This window comes from Streptomyces sp. QH1-20 (assembly GCF_041283565.1).
Lineage (GTDB): Bacteria > Actinomycetota > Actinomycetes > Streptomycetales > Streptomycetaceae > Streptomyces > Streptomyces syringius.
Map to the genome: position 1 here is coordinate 7,661,756 of NZ_CP166299.1, position 16,119 is coordinate 7,677,874.

Below are 16,119 nucleotides of genomic sequence, written 5' to 3' on the forward strand. Positions count from 1 at the left end.
CGCCCTGCTTGCAAGGTAGGGCTATCCCTACCTTGAGGTTACGAGTGGGCCATGTGGGCGTGCGGCTGCGTTTTCGCGAGGCTTGAGAGCATGTACCTCGCGAGTGATCCGGTGGCCGCTGCGGTCGAGCTGGAAGACGTGTCGAAGACCTACCCCGGCGGTGGCGGGACGCCCGCGCTGCGGGGGGTGAGCGCACGGTTGGCGGCGGGCACGTTCTCGGCGGTGATGGGTCCTTCCGGATCCGGGAAATCCACGCTGCTGAACTGCGCGGCTGGTCTGGAACGGCCCAGTGCCGGGCGTGTCCGGCTGGCCGGGGAGGACATCGGTGCGCTGCGGGAGCCGGCCCTGACGCGGGCGCGCCGTCGCCAGGCGGGTTTCGTGTTCCAGTCGTTCAACCTGGTTCCGGCGTTGTCGGTGTGGCAGAACGTGCTGCTGCCGCAGCGGCTGGCCGGGGTGCGGCCGGACCGGCGCTGGGCGGATGAAGTGCTGGCACGCGTGGGGTTGTCCGGGCGCAAGAGTGCTCGCCCGGATCAGCTCTCGGGCGGCCAGCAGCAGCGGGTTGCGGTCGCGCGGGCGCTGGCCGGACGCCCGCAGGTGCTGTTCGCCGATGAGCCGACCGGAGCGCTGGATCTGGCTGCCGGGCATGAGGTATTGGCGCTGCTGCGGGAGGCGGTGGACGAGCTGGGGCAGACGGTGGTGATGGTCACGCATGACCCGGCTGCCGCTGCCTGGGCGGACCAGGTCCTGTTCCTTGCCGACGGTCAGGTCCACTCCTCCATGAGCGACGTTTCGGCCGCGCAGGTGGCCGCGGTGATGACGGAGCTGAGTGCCCGATGATCCGTCTCGCTCTTGCCACCGTGCGCCACCGCTGGTGGTCCTTCGCCGGGACCTTTCTCGGCACAGCCCTGGCGGTGGCGCTGGTCGCCGCCTGTGGCACGCTGCTGTTCTCCGCTCTGTCCTCCCCGGCCGGAGCCGACAGGTACACCGCCGCTGACGCCGTGGTCAGCGCCGCGCGTCAGGTGTCCGTGAAAGACGGGGACGACACCGAGACCCGCCCGCTGTCCGGTGCGCCCGCGCTCCCCGATGGCCTGACCGGCCGCCTGGCCACCGTGCCCGGAGTCACGCAGGTCACCGAGGACACGTCGTTCTACGCCCAGCCGCTCACACCCCGCGGAAAACCGGTCGGTGGCGGCTCGGACGCGACCGCGCCGGTGATGGGCCACGCCTGGTCCTCCGCCTCCCTGACCCCCTTCCGGCTTCTTGCCGGGCGCGTACCCCAGGACGGCGAGGTGGTGCTCGACGCGGGCTTGGCCCGGCATGCCGATGTGCATGTGGGGAGCCGCGTGCACATGGCCCTGCCGCACAAGGTCGCCTCGTTCCGACTCGCCGGCACCGTCGCCGCCCCCGGAGGGCCGCAGCTTTCCTCGCAAGGCGCGGTGTTCTTCTCCGCCTCGGACGCGGAACGGCTGTCCCAGCCGGGCGATGCGACCGCGCTCGCCCTGCGCTTTGCTCCGGACGCCGACAGCCGCACAGTGCTGGACAAGGTGCGGTCGGCGGCCGGGCCGGACGTGCGAGTGCTCACCGGAGACGAACGGGTACAGGCCGACGCACCGGCTGTGCTGGTCAGCTACACCGGGGCGGTCGGGGTGTTCGGCTCGATGGCCGGCATCACCGTGTTCGCGGCCCTGTTCGTCATCGCCGGGACCATCGCCTTCGCCGCCCGGCAGCGACTGCGCGAGCTGGCGCTGCTGCGCACGCTCGGTGCCACGCCGCGCCAGGTGCGCCGGCTGATGGGCCTGGAGGCATGGGCGGTGGGCGTGGCCGCCGCCGTGGTGGGGACTCCGCTCGGGTCGTGGCTGGCGGGCTGGATGGGTGAGCGGTTCGTGGCCACCGGCGCGGTTCCCGCATCTCTTGACGTGCATGGCAGCGCACTGCCGCTGCTGATCGCGGCCGGTTGCGGGGTGGGGGTGGCGCGGCTGGCGGCGTACTTCGCCGGTCGGCGGGTGGCGCGGATCGCTCCGACTGAGGCGATGCGGGAGGCGGCTGCGGCTCCGGCCAGCGGCGGCATCTGGCGCGTGGTGACCGGTGCGGTACTGGTCGCCGGTGCGGTGGCCGTGCTGGTGTTCACGCCGATGCGCGGCGGGATCGGTGTGGGCATGGGCTTCATCGGCTGCGCGCTGCTGGTCTGTGCCGCCGCCGCCCTGGGACCCTGGCTGGTCCGTGCGGTGGGTGCGGCGCTGGGCGGTGTCCTGCCAGGGGCGACCGGCCGTCTGGCCGCGGCCAACACCCGGCGCTTCCCGCTGCGAGTCGCGGGGGCGGCGATGCCGCTGGCGCTGCTGTTCGCTCTCAACGCCACCATGCTGCTCAACTCCACTCTGCTCAGCAACCTCACCGACCAGGCCGCCCACGCCCGGGTCGCCTCCGCCCGCCAGAGCTTGACCGCCGCCGACGGCCCCGGCCTGCCGCTGGGCGCCTACGAAGAGGCGGCCAGGATGCCGGGGGTACGGGATGTGGATGCGACCGTGCCGAGCGAGGTCATGGTCCGCAAGGGCGGCAAGCCGCAGCATTACCCCGCCCAGGGCCTGTACCGCACCGGCGGCGGTGTGCTGGATCTGAAGGTCACCAGCGGTTCCCTGGACGGGCTCGCCGAGGGGGTGGCGGTCAGTACGGACCTGGCCGGCAGCCAGCACTGGCGGGTGGGCGACACGGTCGGGCTGTGGTTGCCGGACGGCACCCACCTCTCGCGGCCGGTGGTGGCCCTGTACGGCCGGTCCGCCGGGTTCGGCGACATGCTGCTGCCCGGCTCGCTCACCGCCGCGCACACCCCCCGGCCCCTTGTGTCGGCCGTGCACCTCGGCCAGAACCCTAGTCCGGCGGCCGTGAAGGAGTTGCGGGCGCAGTTTCCGCAGCTGTCCGCGCGCGGTGACGAGGCAGCAACCAGTCGGCAGGACGCCGAAACCGCCTCCCAGCAGGCAGCGCTGCGCCTGCTGACCGGTATCTCCCTCATCTTCACCGCCGTCGCCGTCCTCAACACCTTCGCCATGGCCGCCCTCGGCCGCCGCGGCGAGTACGCCGCTCTGCGACTGCTGGGCGCCACCGCCCGCCAGGTACGGGCGATGGCCGCACGCGAAGCGGTACTCACAACCACCGTCGGCCTCGTGATCGGTGCGGGGATCGCCGCAGTAGTCGTGGGAACGTTCAGCAGCTCCCAGGACGGCCACTGGCGCATCATCGTCGACCCCCTCTGGTACACCGGGCTCCTCGCCGGTACCGGCGCGCTCGGTCTGGCCGCCGCAGCCCTGCCCACCCGCCTGGTCCTGCGCACCGCGACGGCCCATGGTGGACGGAGCGCGCAGTGAAGCCAACACACCAGGCGGCGGCCGACCCCCATGCCGCTCGGACGAAGCCGGGGGTTCGTAAAGTGCGGGACATGCTCCAGCGCACCGTCCGGTCTCTGCAATACCTGCTGCTGGGCCTGGCCGCAGGCAGCGGGGCCCTGGTGACCGTCGTGGCCGGGGCCACCGGCTGCGCGGTCCTGGTCGTCACCCATCTGGGCGCCCCCGCCTTCCTCGCCGCGACCACCGCGGTGCGCCGGCTCGCCGGACTCGAACGACGCCGCGCCGCCCTCATCCTGCCCGCCCCAATCCCCACTCCCTACCCGGGCGCCGAGCCCGCCACCGTCGCCGGACGTGCCCGGCAACGGGCCGCCCACCCCGCCACCTGGCGCGACACGGCCTGGATGACGATCCTCTTCCCGCTGACCCTGGTCTGTGCCGTCCTCGCCGTGGTCGTCCTCGCCGTGGACCTCGCGGCCCTCACCTCGCCGGCTTGGGCCTGGGCCCTCCCGCCGGAACGCCGCGGCGACCCAGGATTCATGACGCTCACGACACCAGGAAGGCAGGCCACGACGGCGCTGGCCGCGCTGATCCTGCTGCCCGCCGCTGCGTGGCTCGTACGCGCCCTGGCCGCCGGCCAGGCCCGCCTGGCGGCCGGACTGCTCAAGCCCGGCCGCACCCAGCGACTGAGCGAACGCACCGACCACCTGGCCCGCACCCGCAGCCGCGCCATCGACGCCCAGGCCGCCGAACTGCGCCGCATCGAACGCGACCTCCACGACGGCGCCCAGGCCCGCATCGTCGCCCTCGGCATGACCCTGGCCCTGGCCGAACGGCGCCTCAAAGCCCTCGGACCCGCCGCCGACCAGGCCCGCAGCGACCTCGCCGCAGCACGCGCCGACGTCAACACCGCCCTGGACGAACTACGCCACCTCGTACGAGGCATCCACCCCCCGATCCTCACCGACCGCGGCCTGGACGGTGCCCTGACCGCCCTCTTCGCCGACCACCCGCTGCCCGTCACCGCCGACATCCGCCTGCCCCACCGCCTGGCACCCGCGCTGGAGGCCGCCGCCTACTTCCTGATCGCCGAAGCCCTCACCAACATCACCAAACACGCCCACGCCACCACCGTCACCGTCACCGTCGACACCCGCCCCGACGGCACGCTGGCCGTCACGGTCACCGACGACGGGCAGGGCGGAGCCGACCCGGACGGCTCGGGCCTGACGGGACTGCGCCGCCGCATCGAAGCACTCGACGGCACCTTCACCCTCACCAGCCCCAGCGGAGGTCCCACCACCATGCACGCGGAGATCCCATGCGCCTTGTAATCGCCGAAGACCTGCTCCTGCTGCGCGAAGGGCTCATCCGCCTGCTCACCGCCACCGGCCACGAGGTCCTGGCCGCCGTTGACTCCGGGCCCGACCTGATCGCCGCCGTGGACACCCACCGGCCCGACCTCGCCCTGATCGATGTCCGCCTTCCGCCCGGCTTCCGTGACGAAGGACTGCGCGCCGCCATCGAGGTCCGCGCCCGCCACACCCCCACCCTGCCCGTGATCATCCTGTCGCAGTACGTCGAGCGCACCTACGCCGCCGAACTGCTGGCCGACGGCCGCGGCGGCGTCGGCTACCTCCTCAAGGACCGCGTCACCGACATCGACGCCTTCCTCGACGCCCTCGACCGCGTCGCCGCTGGCGGCACCGCCCTCGACCCCGAAGTCGTCGCCCAGATCTTCGCCCGCAACAGCCAGGACACCGGCCTCGCCCGCCTGACCCCCCGTGAACACGAAGTCCTCGCCCTCATGGCCCAGGGACTGTCCAACTCCGCCATCGCCGAACGCCTCGTCCTCGCCCCCGTCTCCGTCGAAAAACACATCTCCAACCTCCTCGCCAAACTCGACCTCCCCCTCACCCACGACACCCACCGACGCGTGCAGGCCGTCCTCACCTACCTCAACGCCTGATCCACCTGCCCCCTCACCGCCGCCCCTGCGAGGGAAGCCACCGCCTCGACCTGCCTGACTTCTCTGCCCATCTCACCCAGCCACGCGGCGCATTTTCGCGACCTGTTCCTTCATCTGGTCGTCGGTGCGCGTGCTGTGCCAGACGGTGCCTTCCCACTTCACGTACTGCGGTTCGCCCTCACGCAGGAGGACCGGCTTGAGGTGGCCGTGGAAGAGAAGCGTGCGGCCCTGGTTCCGGCGGAGCCGGCTGAACCACAACGCGCTCTTCTCATGCCGGGCAAGACGGTTCGCGGCGACGCCGGGAAGGATGCCGCGGACGCGGCCGGGTGCGTAGGTCGTCAAGGGCCGGCTGGGCGGCCGCCAGGAGTCTGCGAGGGCCCAGTGCGCGACGGCGTCGCCGCCGCGGTCGGGCGGGAGGTAGGGGTAGGTGACGCGACCCGCGACCTCCGCGAAGAACCGGGCCTGCTCGGCTTCGGTGCCACCGGCCAGCCAACGCCAGTAGGGCGAGGCGATCAGCGGTGCGAGGGCGACGGCTTCGGGATAGACCGCGGCGAACAGCCGCGAGGTGCTGAAGCCGACGTAGTCCTGCTTCTCCCGGTCGAAGGGGATCAGGACATCGAGGCGGTCGTCCCAGACGTCCCGGCGGCCGAAGGGCGACGGGCGCCCCTCCGGAGACCAGATGTGTGCGCAGAGCATGAGGCCGGTCAGCACCGCGTCGTAGGTGGCGGCCCAGCCGTAGCGCCGCAGCGCGAGCAGGTGGCGCCGCTGTGCATCGAGGATGCCCGGGAGCCGGGTGAGATCGACGGCGGGATGGTCGATGTCGGGCGGGCCGATCCAGGTGCCGTGCCGCAGGCAGACGTAGGTGTGGTGGGGCAGGAGCCGCACCACCCGGCCGCCGGGGTGGCGGGCGTCGCAGAGGTGGCAGCCGGTCTGCGGCTGGTGGCGGAACATCTCCCAGTTCGGCGGCGGGTCGCGCAGTTCCGGCATGGCCCCGGCCAGGGCGTGGACGCTGCGGCCGGTCAGCGCGGCGAGCCGTTCGGGGACGACGACGCGGCGGCCGGCTCCGGGATAGGCGGGCTGGGTGACCTGTAACCACAGGCCGTTGATGTCCAGGCCGTGCAGGGTGGCCAGGCGGCTGATGTAGGACGGGGGGATCTCGTGCCGGGCGGGCGGGACGGGGTCGGGGAGCGTGCGGAGCATCAGGCCGCGCGCCTCCGCCGCCCGGTCGCCTTGGCCTGAGCGGTGAGCCGTTCGGACTGCGCGGCGGCGAAGTCGATCGGGACGATCTCCAGCAGCTCCTCGGTGATGGCCTCGCTGCCGTCCTCGATGGCCAGCACGGCGGCGCCGCGGATGAGCTGCGACAGGCTGCCGATCATGCCGCCGGTGCGGTGGAAGAGGTAGTCGCTCATCGCACTGAGCGTGCCCGGCGCGTGCTCGTGGAGGCGGAGCATGGATTCCAGCGTGCCGATCAGGCCCCGCCAGGCGTCCTTGTCGCCGGTGGTGGCGTAGGAGAACGGGGCGGCGGGGATGACGACGAACCGTCCGGCGATCTGCCGGCCGCGCGTGCCGGCGAACAGGCCCTGGCTCTCGATGTCGATGCCCGCGTAGGCGAACGTGGCCGGCAGCCGCTCGGCGAAGTACTTCAGCTGATCGGATGCTTCCGCCCCGGAGCGGGAGCCGAGGTTGAGGTTGTGCAGCTCGTCCACCAGGACCAGGTCGACGTGGACGTGCGCGGCGGTGGCGCAGACGGCGTCGACGACGTCGGTGTGGGTGGCCCGGGCCGGGAAGGTCAGCCCGAAGAACCGGGCGAACTCCATCGCGAGCATCTTCGGGGTGGCCGCCGGCGGAACGGTGACATAGACGACCGGCAGCCGGGACCGGTCGTGCGGGTGGCGCTTGCGGGTGGCCAGCTCGTGCGCGCGGCCCAGCTGGGTGAGAGCGGTCGTCTTGCCCGTGCCGGAGGCGCCGGAGAGGATCACGCCGCGGCGGGCGGAGACCTGGTGGCGGTTGAGCTGGATCAGCAGCCGGGCGGTGGAGATCACCTTCCGGATCGTCGGGGTGTTCACCAGCGGCAGGTCCGCGTGGTACTCCCGCCGCCGGTCCTCCGCCCGGGCCCGCTCCCGTCCGGTCAGCGCGGCCCGCTCGGCGGCGGGCAGCAGCTTGGGCGGGATGGTCTCGTGTTCGACGTAGCGGCGCCAGCCTTCCTTGGTCGTCAGCGGGGAGTCCGGCGGCGCCTGTTCGTCGGTGTCCGTCTGCGGCGGTGCGGTCGCGGGCGTGCTCATAGCCACCTTTCAGCTTCGGCGTGGGCGTCGAAGACCCCGAAGGGCACCACCTCCGAGGGCGCGGAGTCGGGCTCGGGGTCGGGCGTGTTCTCGATCTCGGGTGCCGCTGCGGGTGCCGGGAGGGCTGCGGCGGTGCGGGTGCGGCCGATGACGCGCGCGGTGCGGATGTCCGGTCCGTTCTCGGCCCGGGTCAGCAGGGCGTCCAGGACGCGCGCGACGTCGGCCTCGTTCGCGTCGTCCAGACCCGCCGCGGCGGCCAGGCGCCGGGCGTGGTCCCAGGTGAAGTCCGCGAAGGGGGCATTCACCAGCGGCAGGTGGACCCAGGGCGTGGTGATCCAGCCGCCGGTGGTGCGGACGAAGACGCGGGCGAGGTCATAGGGGTCGTAGTGCACCTCCCAGAGGCCCTTCTTGGCCGTGTGGCCGGAGTGCTGGCGCCGCCACGGCCCCAGCTCGGGCGCGTCGTAGGTGCGGTGGCCGATGCGGATGCCGTAGTCGTTGATCGCCCGCCAGGCCACCGGCAGCAGCTCCAGGTAGTCCTGGCCGCGCAGCACCAGCGGCAGGTAGCGGGCCGCCGCGACCAGGGAGGCGTACTTGTCGTTCGGCGACATCGCCTTCCCCGGGCGGAACGGGTCGCGCAGGGCGTCGTGCGGTCGCATCTGCCACCCGGCCAGAAGCCATTCCTCCAGCAAATCCTGGAGTTCGGGGATAGTCCAGACGGCGGCCTGCTCGACTCTCTCGCCGCGGCGGGTTACGTCCCGGCCGGTGTATCCGGCCAGGTGCTGGGCGAACAGGGTGTTGATCGCGGAGAACGTCGCCTCCACGATCGCCTTGTCCGTCGGCGTGCGCGGACGCGCCCGCTGGACGGAGATGCCGAGGCGTTCGCAGGCCCGCAGGAAGGTGTCGGAGATGAACACCTTCCCGCCGTCGATGACCACGGTGTCCGGCACGATCACTGGCTTCGCGGCGACCTGCTCCATCCGCGCGTCGATGCCGAGCATCTGCCGGTGCGGCATCCGCGAGGCCGCCATCCGCAGCGACGCGGACCAGCCCGGCCGCATCGGCTCGGGGACCAGCATGCGCGCCAGGAGGAGCGAGGCGTCCACCGCTTTGGTGCCCACTGGCCGCAGCGTCGCCGCGCAGATCGTGCGGGTGGCGACATCGACCGCGATCGTCAGATCCGCCCGCGCGGTCACCCCCGAGTCCAGGACCACCATCACGTCCAGCGGGGTGGAGTCGATCTGCACCTGTTCCCCGGGCCGGTCGGCGAACGTCGGCGTGAACGGCCCCGTCGGCCGGTTCGCCGTCTGCCGCCGCGTGACCGCCGACCCGAAGGCGTGCCGGCCCGTGGCGAGCGCGTCGATGAGCTTGTAGAGGGTGCGCGTACTCGGCAACGGCACCACCCCCTCGCCGTGCGCGGCCTCCACCGTTTTGACCACGCGGCGGATCAGCCGCGAGCGGGTGCCGGTCGAGACGTTCGTCTCGCGGTCGAGCACTTCGCGGATCGCCGCCACCAGCCGGGCATCCGCCCGGCCCGTCGCCTCCCACCGGCGCGTCGTCGCTGATCCACCAGCCCCCAAAGCCCCTGCTTGAGGTAGCGCGACCGCTTGCCCTCCACCGTCCGCAGGCTCACGTCCAGCTCGGCCGCCTTCGCCCGCATCCGCTCGGTCAACGACCGCGTCGCCGGGTCGTACTCGTCCCGCGCGGGTGTTCCCGGCTCGGCGCCGGGCGGCAGCCCGGTCTCCACCTCCACCACATGCCGCTGCCACTCGACCGCCGCCGCCCGCGCCGGCTCCGGCAGCGTCTCCAGCAGACCGAACGGCTCCATCTCCGGCAGCGGCTCGGCGCCGGTAACAGCGAAGTCCGGCGCCGCCATCAGATAGGAGGCCAGCACCACCGATTCCGTCCCGGCAGCGGACCGCAGCCGCACTGCCGTTCCGGCCAGCGCCACCACCTGATGCTCGCCGTCGTCGAAGGTGACCCAGTCGCCCGGCCGCAGCCCCGAGCCCCCGCCCGCGGTCACCGGCCTGCCCCGGGCGAGACCAGCGAGCCGCCGTGCAGGGGCACCGACACGTCCACCGCCAGTTCGTGCGACCACAGCAGGTGGAACAGCACCGGCAGCACCGCCAGCGGCTCACCCGCCGCCGCGGCCCCGTCCATCAGCGGCAGCGGCTCGGCGAACACCTCCCGCAGCCGCGAGGCGGCCGGCTCCATCCGGTGCCGGGGGTGCCGGTAGCCCGCCAGCCACCGGACGTTGCGGACCACGACCGGGTCCGGGGCGCCCACCAGCCGGAACTCCCACCCCACCTCGGCGCAGGCCGCCGCCGTCGCCTCGAACTTCACCACGTCCCGCGGGCCGCGGCGTTCGGCCGGGCGGCAGTCGATGACCATGGCCGTCCCGTCGTCGCGACGGGCGAAGTAGTCCGGCACGTGCGAGACCGGCCGGCCTTTCGCCGCTGTCCAGAACAGCCAGAACGGCTGCGAGGAGACGCCCACCACCGCCGGGTCGAAGTCCAGCAGCATGATGTGGTCGCGCTACAGCCAGGACTCGTACCCAACATGCCCGCCCGTCGTCGCCGACCACCACAGGCCCGGCAGGTTGCGCTGTCGGCGGTACGACGCGAAGGCGCGTACGGGAAGGGCGTGCTCGAACGGCACCGCCCAGACCTCCGGCAGCGGGCGCCGTAACTCCATCCCGTCCGGGGCGATGTACGCGACCTCGAACCCGGCCACCGGCGGCCCGGCAGAACCGCCCGGCATGACATCTAACGCACGCACCATGACCAGCTACCCCAACCCCTCACCGCAAGGTAGGTCTTCAGCCCGCACGCTTCCCCACAAAGTAAGCTTCAATCCGCAGTTTTCGACGTCACAGGACACTTGTCCGCCTCGGCGTGAGTCCTGAAGCAGCGGACGGTGGACTTGGAGTGGACGACGCAGCTTTGTGCGTCCCCCCAGCCGTTCTGCTTGAGGTTGATCTGCTGCTGGCCGTAGGCGGCGACGGCACCGCCCGCCGCCGGGCCGGCGGCCTGTGCCTGCGGTGCCCAGACCATGGCGGCCACGGCCACGGCCGCTGCGGATACGGTCAGGAATCTCCGACGCATGTGCGATCCTCCGGGATCTCCCGCCGGGCGGGGTGGGGTCGCCGGCCCGTACGGGCCGGCGCCTCTCGATCACTGCCGATCACGTGCGTGTACGAGTGCTGGACCGGTTGCCTGAGGGCCCGTCATGACGTGAGTGGCGGGCGCGGTGGAGACTATCGCGGTGGCCCGGCACGGCTGTCAACGCGATAGACGTAAACGCGTCGCCTTCGCGAAGCCGTCCACGGCCGCACTCGGCCGCCCCTCCCGCTACCTCTTTCTCGTCCGGAGCAGCAGGGCGTGGAAGGTGCGCTGTTCCTGGGGGCTGAGGGCGGCCAGTGGGGAGTGGTGGGTCAGGAGTTCCAGGAGCCGGTTGCGCAGGGCGGTGCCGTCGCCGGTCAGGGCCAATTGCTTGGCGCGGCGGTCCGTGGGGTGGGGGCGGCGTTCGACCAGGGCCAGTTTCTCCAGCCGGTCGACGACGAAGGTGGCGTTGGAGGGCTCACAGCTCATTCGGTCGGCGAGTTCACGCATGGTCATCGGGCCGGTCAGCTCACGCAGGGCGGTCGCCTGGGGGGCGGTCAGACCCAGTTGCGCCGCGCGCTCCCGCACGTGCGACTCGAGCTGACGGGCCAGTCCGCCCACCAGCCCGCACAACTCCCGCTCTGCGGCGGCGCGCGGCTCTGCACCGACCATTGGGTCCCCGGGCACGAGGTCATTGGTCATGCCCGCCATTCTACTCAGTTGCATCAAGCTTTCACCATTGCAACTTGAATGATTCTAGTTGTAAGTTTCTTGGGTAGCGCCGCGCGGAGCGGTGCCCGTCACGAGAAGGAGACCGCGGTCATGACGCGTCCCTCATCCGCCCGTATAACCGATGCCTCGCAGGGCGAGCCGGAAAGCCATCGGCGGTTGAGCCGGGTGTCGGGGATCAGGTCCTTCGAGCTGGGCGAGCTGAAGATCAGCTACGTTCCGGACGGGGCGGTCGCGCTCAAGCCGCTCGGCTGGCTGGCGGACTCGACCGAGGAGTACTGGGCGGCCCACCCCGAGTACCTCGACGCCACGGGCAATCTGGTGGCCAGCATCGGCGGGCTGCTCGTCGAGCACGGCGAGCGGGCCCTGCTGATCGACGCGGGCTTCGGGCCCCAGGCCTGGCCGGCCGATCCCGAGCACCCGTTCATCGGCGCCATCCACGGCGGTGAACTGCTCGACCATCTCGCCGCCCTCGGCCGCGAGCCGGAGGAGATCGAAGCGGTGGCGTTCACCCATCTGCACACCGATCACCTCGGCTGGGCGTGCCTCCCCGTGCCGGGGACGGACCGGATCGCCTTCGCCGGCGCACGGTATCTGTTCTCGGAGGCCGAGTGGGCCCACCGCCGCCCCAACGCCGCCCACGGGGTGACGCAGGAGATGCTGACCACGCTGGAGCCCCAGGTCCGTACCGTCGTCGACGGCGAGGAGATCTTCCCCGGCGTGCGGGCTCTTCTGACGCCCGGTCACACCCCCGGTCACACGGCCTACACGATCACTTCGGGCGGCCGGCGCCTCATCGCGTTCGGCGACGCGATGCACACCTCGGTGCAGATCGACCACCCCGACTGGTCGGCCGGCCCCGACCACGACCCGCTGGAGTCCGCCGTCCACCGCCGTCGCCTGGTGGCCGAGCTCGCACGGCCGGACACGATCGGCTTCGGGGTGCACTTCGCCGACGTGGTGTTCGGACGGGTCCGCCCGAACACCGACGGCCCGGCCTGGCACCCCGAGCCCTGACGTCACCGCCCCCGGGCCCGGCCGTGACGTCACGTACCTCCGTGGGTGCCCGCAGCGGGCACCCACGGAGGCTTCGGGGTGCCGGTCAGTCCTCGGCGGGTGTCCCGGCGGGGGAGCCGGACGGTGTGTTGTCCGCGGTGACGTTGACGGCGGCCCAGGCCCGGTCGACCGCCTTGTGTTCGACGCTGTCGGCGCCGTGGATGTCCTCGGCCGCCTTCAGGGTCGCGGTACGGGCGTCGTGGAAGTCGGTGGTGGAGACCATGTACCGGGTGAGCGCCCGGTAGAAGATCGCCGATGCCTTGTCCCGGCCGATGCCGGCCACGGCGGTGCCGTCGAAGGTCGGCGAGTCGTAGGTCACGTCACCGATCTTCTTCTGACCGCTGCCCTCGGCCAGGAGGTAGTAGGCGTGCGAGGAGATGCCGGACCCGCGGTGCGACTCGGTGTCGTACGCCTCCTTCTTCCAGTAGTCGAGGACGACGCCCTCGAAGCCCAGTGACGGCTTGTCCAGGCGGCGCAGGAAGCCGGTCTTCAGACCGAGCTTCTCGCCGACGAGGTAGTTCGGCGGGTTGCCGGCGTTGCCCGCGGTGGGCTGGAGGTCCGCGGTCGCGCTGACCACTCCGTGGGTGAGCTCGGGCGCGGTGACGTCCAGTACGACCAGCGGGTTCTTGAAGAGCTGGCCGCCGTCGCCGTAGAGCATGGTCTGAGCGCTGGGGCTCCAGAAGGCGTTGTCGACCTTCTCGCCGTAGTGCACCAGGGCCTTCGCCCCGGTGCCGTCGCCCTTGATGCCGTTCCGGCAGAAGGCGTTCTTGTAGTAGCCCAGGGTGCTCGTGATGCCGTACTGGGCGTCGACGGCCGCGGTCCGGGCGCCGCCGACCTCGGTGGTACGGCTCCGCGAAACCTCCACCCGGTAGGCGAGTACGGTTTTTCCGTCGCGGGCGTCGACGACCAGCTCGGCCTTCTCGTCGACCAGCGTCTCCTTTGCCTTCAGGCCGTCGCGCTCGCCGACGCCGGTCGCCGAGGCGTGAGCGTACGCGGCCGTGCGAGCCGCGTCGACGACCGACGCGAGCGGGAGGGCGGAAGGTGGTGGGAGAGGGGGCGGGGGTCCGGTGGTCGTGCGGGGCCGCGAGGGCCGTTCCCGCCGTGAGGGTCACCGTCGCCGCCAGGGCGACGGCGATGGCCAGGCTGCATATGTGGGGTCTATGCACGGTTCAAGGTCCTTGGCTGGGGGGCGGTCGGGAGTCCGATTGCCCTGGGACGCGGTGCCGCTGGGCACTGCGGGGGATCAAGTGGCCCCGCCCGGAACCTTTGTATCGACTCGGCTGACCGACTGTTCGTCATGTGGGACGGCCCCGGTGGTGAAGCCCTTCCCGGTGGCGACGGGCCGTTCCCCGACGACTGTCATCAAACGCTCATACAAGCAGGCCAACCGGGTAGGGCTCGTGATCGTCTGAGTCGACGAACCGACTCACGGCACAGGACGAACCGATGCAAGGCAGGAGAGCTGCCTCGTCGAGGAGCGATAGGACCATGGGCATAGACCGGTACAAGCCTCGCCTGCCCCGCCGTAAGGCCGCGGGCACGCACAGGCGACGGCGCTTCATCGACTACCCGCGTCGCGGCAGACGAGGTTTCCGTCGTTGGCTTCCGTCGTGGCGCCAGCTCCTGGGCACCTTCACCCTCTGCCTCGCCTGCCTGTGCGCGCTGTTCGCCTACGTCTACACCAGCGTGCAGATCCCCGACGAGAACGTGGCGGCCCGTCAGGAGGCCAATGCCTATTACTGGGCCGACGGCACGCAGATGGTGAGCCTGGGCGCGGTCAACCGCAACATCATCCGGCTGGCGGACGTCCCGAAGTCCGCCCAGAACGCGGTGATAGCGGCGGAGAACGAGAGCTTCTACAGCGACTCCGGTGTGTCCTTCAAGGGCATCCTGCGTGCCTTCTTCAGCACCGCGCAGGGCAAGGAGACCCAGGGTGGTTCCACCATCACCCAGCAGTATGTGAAGAACACCTACCTCTCGCAGGAGCAGACGATCACGCGGAAGGTCAAGGAGTTCGTCATCTCGCTGAAGGTGGACCGGAAGAAGAGCAAGGACGAGATCCTCCAGGGCTATCTCAACACCAGCTGGTTCGGCCGCGGCGCGTACGGCATCGAGGCCGCCTCCCAGGCCTACTACGGCATCCCGGCCAAGAAGCTGAACCCCAGCCAGAGCGCCCTGCTGGCAGCGCTGTTGAAGGGCGCCGAGCAATACGACCCCTCGCTCGGGGAGAAGAACCACGAGCGCGCCGAGGACCGTTGGAAGTGGATCCTCGACCGGCAGGTCCGGGCCGGGCTCATGGACCGGTCGGAGCGGAACAAGTACCGGACCTTCCCCGAGCCGCGCAAGCAGTCCACCTCCACCAGCCTGAACGGCCAGATCGGCTATCTCGTCGACGTCGCCAACAAGAACATCAAGCAGCGCACCCAGCTCACCGACCAGGACCTCGCCCACGGCGGCTACCGCATCCACACCACCTTCGACAAGAAGAAGACACGGCAGCTGCAGTCGTCGGTGGAAGGCGTCCTGAAGCGCGACATCGATCCGAAGAAGCGCGACTCCGACACCGATGTGCAGGTCGGCGCCGCGTCGGTACGGCCCTCGGACGGTGCCATCGTCGCCCTCTACGGCGGCTCCGACGCCACCAAGCACTTCACCAACAACGCCGACACCTCCGGCGTGCCCGTCGGATCCGCGTTCAAGCCGTTCGTCCTCGCCGCGGCCCTGAAGAACGGCGCGCGCGCCGGATCGGGCGAGGACGGCCGGCAGCGGATCTCCCTCGACAGCTACTACGGCAAGGACGGCACCCTGCAGCAGTCCTCGGACGTCTTCCCGGCCGCCCGGCCCACCCAGCCGCCCGGCCCCGGTAACCCGGGCGTCGAGGGTCCCGACGAGGCACATCCCACCCTGCGCCAGGCCTCGGTCACCGGGGGCAACGCCACCTTCGTCCAGCTCGGCCGCGATGTGGGGCTGGAGCAGGTACGCGACACCGCCGTCCGCGTCGGACTGCTGAAGGACAGCATGGCGCCGCTGGAGCGCACCTTCCCCATCGGCACCTCGACGCCGAGTGCCATCCGGATGGCGGGGGCCTACGGCACCTTCGCCAACCAGGGCGTGCAGAACGACCCGTACTCCGTGACCAGGCTGCTCAAGGACGGCAAGCCGGTCGAGGGCTTCCAGCAGACACGGGCCCAGCGCGCGCTCGACGAGGACGTGGTGAACGACGTCTCCGACGTGCTGCGCGAGGCCGGGGCCAAGAGCGCCGACGCTCTCGACGTGAACACCACCAGGAGCATCGGCCCCTTCGCGGCGGGCCGCACCGGCGACCAGGACCGGCTGAAGTCCGCGTGGTTCGTCGGATACACCAAGGAGCTGTCCACCGCCGTGGCCATGTTCCGCACCAAGCCGAGCCAGCCGCAGCTGCTGCCCATGTCGGACGTCGGCGGTGAGAAGTCGGAGCGGGGCAATGTCTTCCCGCCCCGGATCTGGGCCGACTACATGGGCGCCGCCACCTCCTGAGCGCCGGCGGGCGGGCCACCCACCGGGGCCCGCCCGCCGAACCCGGCCCCCAGGGATATGTTCGGGGCACGGACGGGGCCGGGGCCTCATGCCCCCGGGCCTTCGAGCGGCTGATCGTGAGGGGTATCCATCCG

15 protein-coding genes are annotated in these 16,119 nt (G+C 71.5%); 6 read left to right on the forward strand and 9 right to left on the reverse strand.

What is annotated here, in order from left to right; all coding sequences use genetic code 11:
• Positions 1 to 90: 90 nt before the first annotated feature.
• The 4 genes from AB8O64_RS33760 (at position 91) to AB8O64_RS33775 (ending at position 5,304) form a co-directional block, all read left to right on the forward strand.
• Positions 91 to 837, forward strand: a complete 747-nt coding sequence (locus AB8O64_RS33760) for an ABC transporter ATP-binding protein (protein WP_370423472.1) — start codon at positions 91 to 93, stop codon at positions 835 to 837.
• Complete coding sequence (locus tag AB8O64_RS33765) at positions 834 to 3,359, forward strand: ABC transporter permease (protein WP_370423473.1); 2,526 nt, start codon at positions 834 to 836, stop codon at positions 3,357 to 3,359. Before AB8O64_RS33760 ends, AB8O64_RS33765 begins: the two co-directional genes overlap by 4 nt.
• A gap of 71 nt (positions 3,360 to 3,430) precedes the next feature.
• Positions 3,431 to 4,669, forward strand: coding sequence for a sensor histidine kinase (locus tag AB8O64_RS33770; RefSeq protein ID WP_370423474.1), 1,239 nt, complete (start codon positions 3,431 to 3,433; stop codon positions 4,667 to 4,669).
• On the forward strand, positions 4,657 to 5,304 hold the full coding sequence (locus AB8O64_RS33775) for a response regulator (RefSeq protein WP_370423475.1): 648 nt from the start codon (positions 4,657 to 4,659) through the stop codon (positions 5,302 to 5,304). The genes AB8O64_RS33770 and AB8O64_RS33775 overlap by 13 nt, the downstream gene beginning before the upstream one ends.
• A gap of 72 nt (positions 5,305 to 5,376) precedes the next feature.
• Here the strand turns inward: AB8O64_RS33775 and AB8O64_RS33780 are convergent, their stop codons facing one another.
• The 8 genes from AB8O64_RS33780 to AB8O64_RS33815 form a co-directional block, all read right to left on the reverse strand.
• Complete coding sequence (locus AB8O64_RS33780) at positions 5,377 to 6,504, reverse strand: hypothetical protein (RefSeq protein WP_370423476.1); 1,128 nt, start codon at positions 6,502 to 6,504, stop codon at positions 5,377 to 5,379.
• Positions 6,504 to 7,586, reverse strand: a complete 1,083-nt coding sequence (locus AB8O64_RS33785; protein ID WP_370423477.1) for a TniB family NTP-binding protein — start codon at positions 7,584 to 7,586, stop codon at positions 6,504 to 6,506. Before AB8O64_RS33785 ends, AB8O64_RS33780 begins: the two co-directional genes overlap by 1 nt.
• Positions 7,583 to 9,097: a Mu transposase C-terminal domain-containing protein gene (locus AB8O64_RS33790; RefSeq protein WP_370423478.1), complete on the reverse strand. Its 1,515-nt coding sequence runs from the start codon at positions 9,095 to 9,097 to the stop codon at positions 7,583 to 7,585. Before AB8O64_RS33790 ends, AB8O64_RS33785 begins: the two co-directional genes overlap by 4 nt.
• Complete coding sequence (locus AB8O64_RS33795; RefSeq protein WP_370423479.1) at positions 9,031 to 9,606, reverse strand: hypothetical protein; 576 nt, start codon at positions 9,604 to 9,606, stop codon at positions 9,031 to 9,033. Before AB8O64_RS33795 ends, AB8O64_RS33790 begins: the two co-directional genes overlap by 67 nt.
• Positions 9,603 to 10,106: a TnsA-like heteromeric transposase endonuclease subunit gene (locus AB8O64_RS33800; RefSeq protein WP_370423480.1), complete on the reverse strand. Its 504-nt coding sequence runs from the start codon at positions 10,104 to 10,106 to the stop codon at positions 9,603 to 9,605. Before AB8O64_RS33800 ends, AB8O64_RS33795 begins: the two co-directional genes overlap by 4 nt.
• A gap of 12 nt (positions 10,107 to 10,118) precedes the next feature.
• The gene (locus AB8O64_RS33805; protein WP_370423481.1) at positions 10,119 to 10,343 is read right to left on the reverse strand and encodes a hypothetical protein; all 225 of its coding nucleotides are present in this window, start codon (positions 10,341 to 10,343) and stop codon (positions 10,119 to 10,121) included.
• 89 nt (positions 10,344 to 10,432) lie between these two features.
• The gene (locus tag AB8O64_RS33810) at positions 10,433 to 10,687 is read right to left on the reverse strand and encodes a twin-arginine translocation signal domain-containing protein (RefSeq protein WP_370423482.1); all 255 of its coding nucleotides are present in this window, start codon (positions 10,685 to 10,687) and stop codon (positions 10,433 to 10,435) included.
• A gap of 246 nt (positions 10,688 to 10,933) precedes the next feature.
• Positions 10,934 to 11,386, reverse strand: a complete 453-nt coding sequence (locus AB8O64_RS33815) for a MarR family winged helix-turn-helix transcriptional regulator (protein ID WP_229822751.1) — start codon at positions 11,384 to 11,386, stop codon at positions 10,934 to 10,936.
• Positions 11,387 to 11,506: 120 nt separating this feature from the next.
• Between AB8O64_RS33815 and AB8O64_RS33820 the strand changes: the two genes are divergently transcribed.
• Entirely contained in the window at positions 11,507 to 12,430 is a 924-nt protein-coding gene (locus AB8O64_RS33820) for an MBL fold metallo-hydrolase (RefSeq protein ID WP_370423483.1), read from the forward strand.
• Between the two features lie 85 nt (positions 12,431 to 12,515).
• Here the strand turns inward: AB8O64_RS33820 and AB8O64_RS33825 are convergent, their stop codons facing one another.
• Entirely contained in the window at positions 12,516 to 13,334 is an 819-nt protein-coding gene (locus tag AB8O64_RS33825; protein WP_370423484.1) for a M4 family metallopeptidase, read from the reverse strand.
• 623 nt (positions 13,335 to 13,957) lie between these two features.
• On the opposite strand from AB8O64_RS33825, the gene AB8O64_RS33830 reads away from it, so the two are divergent.
• Positions 13,958 to 15,985 carry a transglycosylase domain-containing protein gene (locus AB8O64_RS33830; RefSeq protein WP_370423485.1) on the forward strand — a complete coding sequence of 676 codons (2,028 nt, stop codon included), beginning with the start codon at positions 13,958 to 13,960 and terminating at the stop codon, positions 15,983 to 15,985.
• The last annotated feature ends 134 nt before the right edge of the window (positions 15,986 to 16,119 follow it).

What these genes read in the sequence shown, in the direction of transcription:
- AB8O64_RS33770 (WP_370423474.1), top strand. Translation starts at nt 3,431, where the DNA reads ATGCTCCAGCGCACCGTCCGGTCTCTGCAATACCTGCTGCTGGGCCTG.
- AB8O64_RS33785 (WP_370423477.1), bottom strand. Translation starts at nt 7,586, where the DNA reads ATGAGCACGCCCGCGACCGCACCGCCGCAGACGGACACCGACGAACAG.
- AB8O64_RS33810 (WP_370423482.1), bottom strand. Translation starts at nt 10,687, where the DNA reads ATGCGTCGGAGATTCCTGACCGTATCCGCAGCGGCCGTGGCCGTGGCC.
- AB8O64_RS33765 (WP_370423473.1), top strand. Translation starts at nt 834, where the DNA reads ATGATCCGTCTCGCTCTTGCCACCGTGCGCCACCGCTGGTGGTCCTTC.
- AB8O64_RS33800 (WP_370423480.1), bottom strand. Translation starts at nt 10,106, where the DNA reads ATGCTGCTGGACTTCGACCCGGCGGTGGTGGGCGTCTCCTCGCAGCCG.
- AB8O64_RS33815 (WP_229822751.1), bottom strand. Translation starts at nt 11,386, where the DNA reads ATGACCAATGACCTCGTGCCCGGGGACCCAATGGTCGGTGCAGAGCCG.
- AB8O64_RS33775 (WP_370423475.1), top strand. Translation starts at nt 4,657, where the DNA reads ATGCGCCTTGTAATCGCCGAAGACCTGCTCCTGCTGCGCGAAGGGCTC.
- AB8O64_RS33820 (WP_370423483.1), top strand. Translation starts at nt 11,507, where the DNA reads ATGACGCGTCCCTCATCCGCCCGTATAACCGATGCCTCGCAGGGCGAG.
- AB8O64_RS33830 (WP_370423485.1), top strand. Translation starts at nt 13,958, where the DNA reads ATGGGCATAGACCGGTACAAGCCTCGCCTGCCCCGCCGTAAGGCCGCG.
- AB8O64_RS33760 (WP_370423472.1), top strand. Translation starts at nt 91, where the DNA reads ATGTACCTCGCGAGTGATCCGGTGGCCGCTGCGGTCGAGCTGGAAGAC.
- AB8O64_RS33805 (WP_370423481.1), bottom strand. Translation starts at nt 10,343, where the DNA reads ATGCCGGGCGGTTCTGCCGGGCCGCCGGTGGCCGGGTTCGAGGTCGCG.
- AB8O64_RS33780 (WP_370423476.1), bottom strand. Translation starts at nt 6,504, where the DNA reads ATGCTCCGCACGCTCCCCGACCCCGTCCCGCCCGCCCGGCACGAGATC.